Below are 12,112 nucleotides of genomic sequence, written 5' to 3'. Positions count from 1 at the left end.
TCCTCATATGTTCATTGGCCTAAGCCGATTGTTGCCCCGGCAACTTCCCGTTCTCTAACCATAGCCGTAAACCCTGCCAGGGTAAGCAGTGATCTCTGTTGGGCTGGCGTGAATGTTTCATGGAGGCCACGTGGAATCACGAGCTGCAAATTATGTTCCTGCATCTGATCTGTCTGATGACTGCTAATAGCCGCTTCGAGTGTCAGCAGATGCTTATGGTCAATGCGTTTCGCCTCAGCCAAAACCTGTCTCCAGCGGTCCTTGCAGGTAGTTTTCGCACCCAGCATTGTCAACAGCGCGGCGTTGTAATTGGCGTCTTTGTATTCTCTGGAGCCAGGAAAAAGGAAGTCAGGTTTAGCTTTTCCTTCCGTCGCCACCCCTCGTTCATATCGAAGATTGTTCGAGTTGAAAATCACCTCTAAGTGGTTTTCCAGAGCATGACCGGAGCGACTTTTACGGCGATTCTGGACAGCCAAGGAGAAAGCCAGGAAACCATCGACATCATCGGCGAAACCCTTTTGCAGGCGATCACCCAGGAGATGTTTTTCCATAGTGCGGAAAAGAATCTCCTCGCGTTCCATCCATCCGAGTAGTGCAGCGTCGGGGTCAGCGACCGGATCGAGTCCTGGTACTGTCTCACGCGCGTAAGCCGAAAATAGATTGGTCGTTGGGAGCTTACCGCCAAATTTTTCCAGCATCGTATCAAGATAATTTTCAGCAACAACGGGATTGTCCGGCTCGATACCTAGCTGCTCAAGAATGAACTCTGAGGCAAACTGGATCCGGTCCTGCTCGGTCTCCAACTCCTCACGCACGGAAAAGCCCTTATGTTCGAGCTGAACGCTGAATAGCCATTGCACCTGGCTTGCGATCGTCGAGCCGCCCTGAGCGATCACAACCAGCAGCGAATTATCAGGTCGCTTGGCAACGAGCAGTAGATCGCCTTCGGCTGCAAGTCTCGATACTTCGTTGGTCGGAAAATAGGCACGGTGCTCCGTGCGAGTGGGGTGTTTGGCACGAGCGTCGTACCAGGTAAGACTCCCCTTTTCCACGACAGGTTCCCCATCGCTGTCACTCAGGTAGATGAACAACGCTTCGTATCTATGCTTGCCAGTAGCCTCACCAAATAACCGCATGAGGGGTTGAGCGCCGTTTAGTTCGTGCTGATGGCTGCGGCTGGGATCGGCCTCAACCGCGCTCAGCGTTTTCATCCCCACGCCGGTAAAAAACTCAGAAAGATAACCAGCCTTCATAAGCTCCTAGCTCGCAACACCAAACAGCGGTAACTCCAGTATTCCGGTTTGTTCGTATCGCTGCAGGATACGGATATGAGGGGCCATGAGTCGAGCGACTTCCACGATCACCGGTACGACAACGCTGTTTCCGAATTGCTTATAAGCCTGAGTGTCAGAAACCGGGATTATGAATTTACTTTCTCTCGGACCGTCGAAACCCATAAGGCGAGCACACTCTCTGGGGGTAAGTCGGCGGGGGCGTTTCTTGCCGCCACGACTCACCAGAATCTCGGAACCGTCCTTGTAATAACGAGCGCTGAGTGTTCTGGTGACCATGTCGGGGGTGACAAGACCGAAGCCGAAGCCGTTGCCGGCTGCTTTGTGTTTCGCAGCATACCCCTGGAGATACGCCCATAGCTTTTCCGTCAGAATGTATTTGGAATGCACCTTCGCCAGTGGGTCGGTCGTAAAAGGTGGCTCCGCTTCTTCGGAACCATCTTCGGGATGAAGAATGGAGGCCAGCACAGGCCCCTGAGTCGGCAGTTGCAGGTCATCGAAGCTAAAGCCTGTCGCTTCTCGAAATCCTACTATCAGGATGCGCTCGCGGTGCTGTGGCGTGAAGGCACGGCCATCGATCACCCTGGCCTGAATGTGATAGCCCAACTCGCGCTGCAAGGTTTCCTTGATGACCCGGAATGTGTTGCCGCCATCGTGACTGACCAGGTTTTTCACGTTCTCAAGCAGGAATGCTTTGGGCCTCTTTTCGGCGATAATGCGGGCAACATCGAAGAACAAGGTCCCCTGCGTCGTGCACTCAAATCCGTGTGGCCGCCCAAGGGCATTTTTCTTACTCACTCCCGCGATTGAGAAGGGCTGGCAGGGGAAACCCGCTAGGAGCACATCATGGTCAGGAATATCCGCTGCATCGTATGGCACGATGTCTCCGACAATTTCATGCTCATCATTCGGAAAGTTTGCGCGATATGTCTTCTTGGACCATTCGTTCCATTCGCTCGTGAAGATGCAACGGCCACCTGCACTTTCAAATCCTTTGCGCATACCGCCGATACCGGCAAACAAATCTATAAATGTGAAGCTGGCGGCAGCGTCACTACGGCTACGCGCAGGGAGCATCTCCCGTAAAGCGGCCTGGACGTATGCCGGGCAATCGGTTTCGCGCCGTTCCCAGCGACCGACGGTCTTGGGGGTTACTGAAAGACGTTCTCCAATCTCCCGTTGCGTCATAAGCTGGCGCACCTGAGCTAAAACTGCGAGGGAGTCGGTAGGCTGGTTCGATACTGATTCACTGGGCATCTCAAGGGACATTTTGTCCTATCTGAATCCCAAAGTCCAGGAATCTTTCTTTTTACTGAATTTAGCGGGATTTACTGGGGCGGCCAGCTCAGCTTATGGCTGCGAAGCTCATCATCCGTCACATGGCCCTGAAGTTGCTCTGTGATCGCCAAAGCAAACTGCCTCGAAAGGTCCGGATCGTCGAGCAAGCCGATCCTGAAGAGAGACACGGCATCGAAGAACACAAACGGAAGAGTATTACTGCCAGTTAAGCTCGTGTCGGACGGAGCTGAATAGGCTTTCTTTTGAGACAGTTGCAGAAATTCATTGCGATCAAAGTTCTTTCCGCAAAAGAGCACATGCTTTCTGGCCTCCAGATTGTTGAAGAGGAAAGTCACTGAAACACCCTTGTTCCAGTAGGGCTTGACCATGATCGTGTGAAAGCAGCGGAAGCCGGCTTCGGCCAGATCCAGGAGCATCCCGACACTTCCGACATTGATTCCGAAGCTCAGGGGGTATTTGCCGGATCCACTCGGAAACTTATGCTTGACTTCAAATACAGAAAACAAACGGCTCTGTGCATCCCAAAACACTCTGTCAATGTCCCAGACGCCTCGATCAAAATAGGGTTGAATCGCAAAATTCTTAAAGATGCGTGGAAGTACAACGTCAGTGCCTAATCTATCGCCGTAGGCACCTACCAACTGGCCCCAGAATCCCTGTTTTTGGCGTGTGGGGTCCTTGATAGCCTCCGCTATGGGGATAAAAACAGGGTTCCGGTTCAGTGCCTTAACGAGGTTTCCATATGAACCATCAAGAGCCACATCTTCCACATATTTACCCGGATGCGTCACAAAATCTCGTGCAGCCTCGTCATATCGGACAAGTTTTACGATGAAGCGCTTTGTCAACTGCGACAGATAAGCCCTGAGAAGATCAGGCTCGCATCCCTGATCGAGAACAAGCACATACCGCTTTTGAGATTTGCTGCTCCCTGCGAGCACCGAAGTCACGTTTAGCCGTACTAAACGCTCCTCATCCTGCACGGTTTTTTCCAGGATTTGGTCAACGTGATTCTCCGCCACCAGGCCTTCCAGAAGCTGGTGTTTGTCGTAGAAGAGAATGTCCTGCTGAGTCGCCCGCTCGTTGATGTCGATCGAACTCAGTTCGCCAAATGGAGTAGGAAGCATATCAAAGAGTAAAACATCCAGTTACTGCGCCACTATCGACGTGAACGATCTTACGCCAGCCAATTCACGTTGCTTGGTCATTCAGGCTTCAACCCCGGCAAGTCTCGCTCTACAATGGAGACGCTTTCGCCAGTGTTTTTGCGAAACTCGTAGGACGTACCTAACGGCACCTTCATCGCCCTTTGCTGTTCAATCTCTACATGGTGCGTCAGATGGATCGAAACACGTTCCACAGGGAACTTCTTTCCAAGTAACTCCAGCGTCGCGCCCGGAAATTCAAGATCGACCCAGCAAGGGAGCGGAAGACATCGTTCGGTAGCATTCGAGATACCTCGTGCAATGACGTTGAAGAGCGAGATTCGCTTCTCCCCGCTGCTGATCCATACCGCTTTGAAGTCAATTTCCATCGTGGCGTTGCTAAATGCCTGGACTGGAATCGCTGGAACAAACTTGACCTCGCGAAACATGGGATAACGCAGACGAAACGTCCTCACTTCTTCTCGCCAAGCCACTTTCTCTGCTTCATCAAGTGTCCAAAGACGGATGTCATGCAGCTTTGCCTTCGCCTCCGCGCCTGATTGGAAGCCATTCCGCGCGACCATGATTGCCGTCGCGGCGTTGAGATCTTTCTTTACGCTGACAAACGCCTCGACTTCCGTAATGCTGACGGGCCGCTTCTCATACTTGCACTGGACGATCCCAAGCATTTGGTGCGGCCCGGTTCGAGTGCGGATAGTTACGTCAATCTGTCGTTCTGTGCCCGAAGTGTCGGTGAGCTTTTCCGACCACTTCACCTCGGCATCTCGGCAGAGTGCGATGTGAATGCGCGCGACGAGCTTTTCAAAACGCTTCCACTCCGGGTCTCCAATCTTGTTGAACTTCTCATCGGTCCAGAGATCGGGCTTCATGCCAAAGCCGATATCGTCTCGCTGGAAACCACGTCGTACAGCTTCGTTGTAGAGGGAAGCGAAGCGACTGCCAGGTTCGGGGTCTTCCTTCGGGTTTACCGGAGCGACGCCTTTGTCCGTCACCTGAACCGAGTCGTTCAACGCTTGCGCTAGCTGGAGAAAGAGTTCTTCATCGCTGAGCTTGTCAGCATGTTTGAAGGCGTGATCCAGACTGTACACGCGAATGAAGGTCGTGCCGCCCAATCGCGACAAATATAGAGCGCACTCGACGTACTCCGAAGGAGGGAGCTTGGCCATCCATTCCTTGAGAACCGGCTCAGACGGTCGTGACTCTAGAAAAGCCTTCAATCGTTCCAGTGCTGTTTCTGCTGTTTCGCTCATTAGGCCATTATCTCGCTCGGCAGCATAGTCGGAAGTTCGGCACATTGCCCAGCCAGTCGAATCGCTTCGCCTGCCTCTTGTCGCATCTTGCGTAGACGCGCCGAGAAGGGTGAACCCCGCTTCCACAAAAACCTTATAGGGCCGGGAGGATGTCTCCTCCCGGGCTCCAGCCGCATAGCGTCTTCCGCCACCCTCCTCAGCGGGGAGGTCCACCCTCCCCTCAACGCCCCCCCCGGGTAGAACAGGCAAAAGCTGCTAAGGGGAGCTTCGCCCCTCGCGCCTGCAAGCCACTCCCCAATCTTCCGCGCTTCGCTTGTGCAGACCTCCGCTGCGCTTCGCCCTCCGCTTTGCTCCGGGTGGGGATACCCCTCGGCTTGCACTTGCTACCCCCCACCTTCGCCAGGAGGCGTTCGGCATGTACATGCCGCGTTTCAACGCGGACGTGCAACAGCAACCGCAAGGGAGAAGCAAGCGATGAAGAAGCCAAGCACCAGCAGCAGACCGAATATCTACCAGACCGTTACCGACCGCATTCTTTCCAGCCTCAAGGCTGGCGTCATTCCGTGGGAAAAGCCATGGCAGACCCCGCACTTTACCGGAGGCCCATTCCCGCGCAACTTCCGTACCGGGAAGCCCTATCGCGGCATCAACGTATTTTTGCTTTGGTCCAGCCCCTATCACTCTCCCTTCTGGCTCACCTTCAAACAGGCGCAAGAGCTAAAAGGCACCGTCCGCAAGGGAGAGAAAGGGACGCAGATTGTCTTTTACAAGCAGCTACGCGACCGCAAGAAAGAGGATGAAAGCACCCGCGAAGCGGACGACCGTGCCCCCTTCGTTCTCTGCTATTACACCGTCTTTAACGTGAAGCAGTGCGACGGCCTCACGCTTCCGCAGATCATCGAGCAGCCCACCACCGCCCCGGAGATCGACGCGGACGAGACTTGCGAAGCCATCGTTACCGGATGGGAGAACGGCCCCGCCCTTCATCTGACCAGTGCGACCGAATCCCGCGCTTACTACCGGCCAATCACCGACTCCGTCCACATGCCCGTCCGCTCCCGCTTCGTGGATGCGCCCCACTACTACAGCACCCTGTTTCACGAGCTAGTCCACAGCACCGGCCACGAAAGTCGCCTGAATCGCACCTTTGGCGACCGCTTCGGAGATGACCTCTACAGCAAGGAAGAACTGGTAGCCGAGATGGGCGCAGCCTTCCTTTGCGCCATCGCGGAGATTGCCAACGAACACACCGACCGTAACACCACCGCCTATATACAGAACTGGATTTCCAAGCTGGAAGAGGATAACCGCCTCATTGTCCATGCCGCCGCCAACGCTCAAAGAGCCGTTGATTCCATCCTCGGCACCACGTTTGCGGAAGAGACAGAGGAAGACGCCGCCAACGTCGCCGTGTTGCAGCCGCCCGTCTACGTTGCAGAAGAACTTGCGGAGGTGGCGTAATGCAGACCATCCTCGACATTCTCAAACTGGCCGGAGGATTTCGGCCCACCCTCTACCTCAAGATCGAGAACCCGCCTTACATGGCGCTCGTCATCGAGGCCACGCCGGAACCCGGCCCGATGGGACTACCCGCTCTCTCCGTCGCGCACTACGGAGAACAAAACGGCGACCTCATGCGCGACCCGGAGATGTGTTTCGAGTTGTGCCTACCTTTCGGCAGCAAGGCATATCTTGACCCCTTCTATTGGTTATGTTGAGCTCAACATAACCAATACTGTGTGAAGCGCCGGATTATGTGAAGCGGAGTCTCACCACATGGCTCAGGCGCAGTGTTCACGCGGCTCTTGTATTTGCATTGCTCAACATAGTTCGGGACTCTTCTCGTACCGACATCCGGTCGGCACGAGGAGACTATGGACCAGTTATCGAAGAAGGGGCTATCGCTTTCAGAGTGCGTGGCCAGCTATGACCTGTACGCGCGGGAGGTACGGTGTCTCGCAGCATCGACACGTGAGATTCAACGCCGCATCCTGCGGCGACTTTGCAGCTTTTGCTTTGGCGATGGACCGATTGCATGGGATGCCATTTGCTTCACCGACATCGTTCGATTTCTTACAGCCGAGTTCGAGCGTTATCCCAACCGGGGCACGCAACGCGCTTCGCTGACGAGCATGCGCACGATTCTGCGGTATCTCGCAGAGAACAACATGGTGCCGAAGGGATGGGACGAAGCTCTTCCCAGGACTGCGACGAAGCGTCACGCGCATCTTCCGCGACAGCTTTCGAGAGAGCAGATACGTGCTCTTTTCAAGGCATCACAGGGCGACAGGTGGATAGCGCGCCGAGATCGTGCGTTGCTGTTGCTGTTACTGCGGCTCGGTCTGCGCTGCGAAGAAGTTGCTCATCTCAAGTGGCAGGATATCGACTGGCAAGCAGGCTCTATAAGGATATGCAGCCAGAAGAGCCGACGCGAGCGGATACTTCCGCTGCCGGAAGATGTGGGCAAGGCGCTTGTCGCCTACCTTCGAACCTTCTCCAGTGTCCCGCTCTGGATTTTTGATTCCAGTCGTTCAACCTTCCCTGATGAGATGAGACGCCTGCATATCAAGACGATCTCGAAGTACCTCTTCAAGCGAGCGGGTGTCGTTGGTGGCTCTGCGCACTCACTCCGCCATACCATCGCCACCACCATGGTGAACCATGGAGCGTCCTTTAAGGACGTATCAGACCTGCTTGGCCATCGCCGCCTTTCGACGACGTTGATCTACGCCAAGCTCGATATGAAGGCACTCGCTCAGGTTGCCCTACCGTGGCCGGGAGGTGAGCGATGACCTTCGAAGCCCTGTCCCAGCACCTCGACGCATTCCTCGCGCTGAAGCGGGCTCGCGCCAGGCGTAGCCCTTATTTTGAAGGCGACCAGCGTAGACGCCTCCGATATGAAGAGGCGCTGCTCCGCAGCTTTCTTGAACGATGGCGACAGCACGGATGCCCCTGGCCGATTCGCGCAGAGTTTGCGATGGATTGGGTGATGGACGGCTCCATGCTGAACCGACCCTATCGCGATGAACATCGTCTGCTTGCCATACGTGCGTTCCTGCTACAGGTTCGTACTTTCGAAGAGCAGACGGGCATTCCCCAGAGCCAGTTCCGGAGGCGTTACAAGCGGCGTGCGTCCTACATCTTCTCTGACCGGGAGATTCAGCAGCTTATGGAAGCAGCCGCGCGGAACCGGCTCCGGTTCCGTGCGGCGACGGTCAGCACACTCATTGGCCTGCTAGCCAGCACAGGTATTCGCATCGGGGAGGCTCTGCGCCTGACGATCGCCGATGTGAGGCTCGATGCGAAGCCTTCACATCTGTATATCCATGAGACGAAGTTCGGCAAGTCGCGCAACGTCGTGCTCCACACCTCGACCGTGGAGCACCTGCGGCACTATATCGACGAGCGAGCAACAGCGTTGCGGGGCCGCAGCACTGAACCATTCTTCACCAACACGATTTGCCGACCACTGATCTATAACCCGCTCCGGTACACCTTTCGTCAGTTGCTGAAGCAGGTTGGCATTGCTCCGCCCGCGAACCAACGTAGGCCCACACTGCACTGCTTCAGGCATACCTTCGCGGTGAAGCGATTGACACTCTGGCAGCACGAGGGTACGGACATCCGGACGCAGCTTCCATGGCTCTCCGTCTACCTCGGCCACCAAGGACCGGAGAGCACCTATTGGTATCTGAGCGCTACGCCGGATCTTCTTCGGGATGCCGGTGCATTGTTTGATCCAGAACAGATGCCTGAAGGAGGTCGCCGATGATGCTTGCTGGCCCTCTTCTCCAGCAGTATTTCACCAACTACCTCATCGCTCAGCGACGGCTCAGCCCGCAGACTCTCGCAAGCTATCGCGATACATTCCGTCTGCTGTTGCAGTTCGTACAGTCGGAACTGAAGATCGAGCCTGCGCAACTCGCCATCGAACAGCTTGATGCCGAGATCATTCTGCGCTTTCTGGATAACCTGGAGCTCCAGCGCAAGAACTCTGTTGTATCCCGCAACCTGCGACTCACAGCCATACGCTCGTTCTTCCGCATGGTGGCTCTGCATCACCCAGAGTGCGTTGGAACAGCCACCCGCGTGCTCGCCATTCCGATGAAGCGAACAGATACGCGGCTTCTGGAGTATGTCTCCCGCACAGAGATGGACGCCATCCTCAACAGCATCGATCGCAAGCATTGGTGCGGACGGCGCGACTATGCCTTGCTGCTGACCATGTACAACTCCGGCGCACGCGTCTCTGAACTGTGTGCTCTACGCATAGATCAGATCGGCAGCGGCAAGAACAGCTACGTCCATCTGCACGGCAAGGGCCGCAAGGAACGTGCTATCCCACTGTGGCCTTCCACCGCACGTATCTTACGAGACTGGCTTCGAGAGAACACCGGCAGCATGGCCTTTCCGGGAGTTCGCGGCGAACCGCTCAGCCGCTTCGCAGTTCGTCTTCTGCTGCAGAAGGCCGTTGCCACCGCGTCATCCAGCTGTTCCAGCCTGCGGAAGAAGCGCATCTCTCCTCACACGATCAGACATGGAACCGCTATGGCGTTGCTCGATGCAGGAGTAGACATCTCCGTCATCGCGCTCTGGCTCGGACACGAGAGCATCGAGACCACCAACGGCTATCTGCACACAAGCATTGCGCTAAAGGAAAAGGCCCTCGCCAAGGTCACACCATCGGGCTCTGCATTCAAGCGTTTCAAGCCTGATGACAGGCTCCTGGCCTTCCTCGCTTCTCTCTAACTATGTGCAGTCGGAACGACGATCTCCCGCGCCCCGACTGCATTCCTCCATCTCACTTCACATAATCCGGCGCTTCACACAGTATTGGTTATGTTGAGCTCAACATAAGTAGTACCAAGGGTCTAAGTGCGCTCCCCCGGCAAGGCCAAGCTCGAAACACATCTCCGGGTCGCGCATGAGATCGCCGTTTTGTTCGCCGTAGTGCGCTACAGAGATTGCGGGGAGTCCCATCGGGCCGGACTCGTCCATCGCCTCGATGACAAGCTCCATGTAAGGCGCGTTTTCGATCTTGAGGTACAGGCCGGGGTACCACCCACCGGCCCTTTTGAGAATTGAAAGGATGGTCTGCATTACGCCACCTCCGCAAGTTCTTCCGTTGCGCCGCTGGTGATAGGCGTCTGCAAGGTAACGAGGTTGGCGGCGTCCTCTTCTGTCTCTTCCGCAAACGTGCTGCCGAGGATGGAGTCCACGGCTCTTTGAGCGTTCGCGGCGGCATGGACAATCAGTCGGTTATCTTCTTCCAGTTTGGAAATCCAGCTTTGGATGTAGGCGGTGGTGTTGCGGTCGGTGTGGTCGTTGGCAATCTCCGCGATGACACACAGAAAGGCTGCGCCCATCTCGGCTACCAGTTCTTCCTTGCTGTAGAGGTCATCTCCGAAGCGAGCGCCAAAGGTACGGTTGAGGCGGCTTTCGTGGCCGGTGCTGTGGACTAACTCGTGAAACAGGGTGCTGTAGTAGTGGGGTGCATCCACGAAGCGAGAACGGGCGGGCATGTGGACGGAATCGGTGCTTGGCCGGTAGTAAGCGCGGTACTCTGTCTCACCCGTCAGATGAAGGGCGGGGCGGTTCTCCCATCCGGTAACGATGGCTTCGCAGGTTTCGTCCGCGTCGATCTCCGGGGCCGTCGTGGGCTGCTCGATGATCTGCGGAAGGGTGAGGCCATCGCACTGCTCCACGTTGAAGACGGTGTAATAGCAAAGAACGAAGGGGGCGCGGTCGTCCGCTTCGCGGGTACGTTCGTCCTGCTTCTTGCGGTCGCGTAGCTGTTTATAGAAAACAATCTGCGTCCCTTTCTCTCCCTTGCGGACGGTGCCTTTTAGCTCCTGCGCCTGTTTGAAGGTGAGCCAGAAGGGAGAGTTATAGGGGCAGGACCAAAGTAAAAATACGTTGATACCCCGATAGGGTCTGCCGGTGCGGAAGTTGCGCGGGAACGGGCCTCCGGTGAAGTGCGGAGTCTGCCACGGCTTCTCCCACGGAATGACGCCAGCCTTGAGGCTGGAAAGAATGCGGTCGGTAACGGTCTGGTAGATGCTGAGCTTGGCGATGGTTGCTGTCTTCTTCATGCTGCTTCCCCTTGTGGTTGCTTTTGCTTTTCATGCCGTGCGCGGCATGTACCTACATGCCGAACGCCTCCTGGCGAAGGCGGGGCGGCAAAGCGCAAGGGGAGGGGTATCTCCCACCCGGAGCAAAGCGGAGGGCGAGCGTAGCGAAGGTCTGCACAAGCGAAGCGCGGAAGACTGTTGGGAAACCCCTTGCGCTGCGCCAGGGCGGAGCCCTCAGCCAAGGTTTGGTTTCCTTATGCGTGCGCGTTAGCGCACATGATCTTCAGGAGGGGCGTTGCGGGGAGGGAATGGCCCCGCTGAGGTGGGTGGCGGAAGACGCGATGCGGCTGGAGACAGGTGAGGAGGAACTCCTCCCTCGCATCCGCCGGAAACTGTAGCTCATCGACTTCGAGGACAGAAGTACCTGAACTACGCTTATGGTCTCTTTGATGGAAGAGGATAGTCGATCTAACAAGACCAGACCAGCAACCACTTGATTTGGCAATGGGAGTGCTGCCAAGCGCGCGAAATAACACGTCCAATTACAATCGTGCTACGGAGAACCCGCATGTCCCAACTCAGCCGTACCGGCGTATCGCTCGAAGAAGATCTTCTTAAGGAATTTGACCGGCTTATCGCCAAACGCGGCTACCAAAACCGAAGCGAAGCCATCCGAGACCTGATCCGCGAAGCGCTCCTGGCCGAAAGTGTCGACTCCAATAAGGCAGTTGTTGGCACGTTAACTCTGGTCTATGACCATCACATTCCTGGTCTTTCCGAACGGTTGACCGCGGCACAACACGACGCTGGAGCGATGGTGCTTGCGGCAACACACGTTCATCTGGATCATCATTATTGCCTTGAGGTGATCATCATGAAGGGACGCAGCAAGGATATTCAGACCATGGCGGATCGTATTCGAGCTCTGCGCGGCGTCGAGTTAGGGAAGCTGGTCTTGACGAACTCCGGCAAGGAGCTGAAGGGCGGTGTGCATCGACAGTCTCACACCCACCCACACTCAACTTGAGGAGCGA

10 protein-coding genes and 2 pseudogenes are annotated in these 12,112 nt (G+C 55.9%); 6 read left to right on the top strand and 6 right to left on the bottom strand.

The features are described from left to right. Positions 1-11: 11 nt before the first annotated feature. The 4 genes from GSQ82_RS06720 to GSQ82_RS06705 form a co-directional block, all read right to left on the bottom strand. Positions 12-1,253 (bottom strand): type II restriction endonuclease, encoded by a 1,242-nt coding sequence (locus tag GSQ82_RS06720; RefSeq protein WP_158791502.1) that lies wholly within the window; start codon positions 1,251-1,253, stop codon positions 12-14. A 6-nt stretch (positions 1,254-1,259) separates the two neighbouring features. Further along, positions 1,260-2,561, bottom strand: coding sequence for a DNA (cytosine-5-)-methyltransferase (gene dcm / locus GSQ82_RS06715; protein ID WP_174243048.1), 1,302 nt, complete (start codon positions 2,559-2,561; stop codon positions 1,260-1,262). Positions 2,562-2,620: 59 nt separating this feature from the next. Then, the gene (locus GSQ82_RS06710) at positions 2,621-3,718 is read right to left on the bottom strand and encodes a hypothetical protein (RefSeq protein ID WP_158791500.1); all 1,098 of its coding nucleotides are present in this window, start codon (positions 3,716-3,718) and stop codon (positions 2,621-2,623) included. A 77-nt stretch (positions 3,719-3,795) separates the two neighbouring features. Continuing rightward, positions 3,796-4,923 carry a restriction endonuclease gene (locus tag GSQ82_RS06705; RefSeq protein ID WP_158791498.1) on the bottom strand — a complete coding sequence of 376 codons (1,128 nt, stop codon included), beginning with the start codon at positions 4,921-4,923 and terminating at the stop codon, positions 3,796-3,798. 558 nt (positions 4,924-5,481) lie between these two features. Between GSQ82_RS06705 and GSQ82_RS06700 the strand changes: the two genes are divergently transcribed. From GSQ82_RS06700 to GSQ82_RS06680, 5 genes and pseudogenes are all read left to right on the top strand, one after another. Continuing rightward, positions 5,482-6,468 (top strand): ArdC family protein, encoded by a 987-nt coding sequence (locus GSQ82_RS06700; protein WP_158791496.1) that lies wholly within the window; start codon positions 5,482-5,484, stop codon positions 6,466-6,468. Beyond that, positions 6,468-6,716: pseudogene (locus GSQ82_RS06695) on the top strand (hypothetical protein); the annotation flags it as partial. The gene GSQ82_RS06700 and the pseudogene GSQ82_RS06695, both read left to right, overlap by 1 nt. Positions 6,717-6,881: 165 nt before the next feature. Beyond that, entirely contained in the window at positions 6,882-7,799 is a 918-nt protein-coding gene (locus GSQ82_RS06690; protein ID WP_158791494.1) for a tyrosine-type recombinase/integrase, read from the top strand. Next, on the top strand, positions 7,796-8,779 hold the full coding sequence (locus tag GSQ82_RS06685) for a tyrosine-type recombinase/integrase (protein WP_158791492.1): 984 nt from the start codon (positions 7,796-7,798) through the stop codon (positions 8,777-8,779). The genes GSQ82_RS06690 and GSQ82_RS06685 overlap by 4 nt, the downstream gene beginning before the upstream one ends. Continuing rightward, positions 8,776-9,756 (top strand): tyrosine-type recombinase/integrase, encoded by a 981-nt coding sequence (locus GSQ82_RS06680; RefSeq protein ID WP_158791490.1) that lies wholly within the window; start codon positions 8,776-8,778, stop codon positions 9,754-9,756. The genes GSQ82_RS06685 and GSQ82_RS06680 overlap by 4 nt, the downstream gene beginning before the upstream one ends. 108 nt (positions 9,757-9,864) lie before the next feature. On the opposite strand, the pseudogene GSQ82_RS06675 reads toward GSQ82_RS06680, so the two are convergent. Together GSQ82_RS06675 and GSQ82_RS06670 are read right to left on the bottom strand one after the other, a co-directional pair. Next, a pseudogene (locus GSQ82_RS06675) lies at positions 9,865-10,107 on the bottom strand (hypothetical protein); the annotation flags it as partial. After that, entirely contained in the window at positions 10,107-11,099 is a 993-nt protein-coding gene (locus GSQ82_RS06670) for an ArdC family protein (RefSeq protein WP_158791488.1), read from the bottom strand. The gene GSQ82_RS06670 and the pseudogene GSQ82_RS06675, both read right to left, overlap by 1 nt. A 547-nt stretch (positions 11,100-11,646) precedes the next feature. On the opposite strand from GSQ82_RS06670, the gene nikR reads away from it, so the two are divergent. After that, positions 11,647-12,105, top strand: coding sequence for a nickel-responsive transcriptional regulator NikR (gene nikR / locus GSQ82_RS06665; protein ID WP_158791486.1), 459 nt, complete (start codon positions 11,647-11,649; stop codon positions 12,103-12,105). The last annotated feature ends 7 nt before the right edge of the window (positions 12,106-12,112 follow it).

The organism is Granulicella sp. L60 (assembly GCF_009765825.1).
In the GTDB taxonomy this organism is placed as follows: domain Bacteria; phylum Acidobacteriota; class Terriglobia; order Terriglobales; family Acidobacteriaceae; genus Edaphobacter.
The sequence above is the reverse complement of the archived record's forward strand: the minus strand, read 5'-3'. Positions and strand labels throughout refer to the sequence as shown.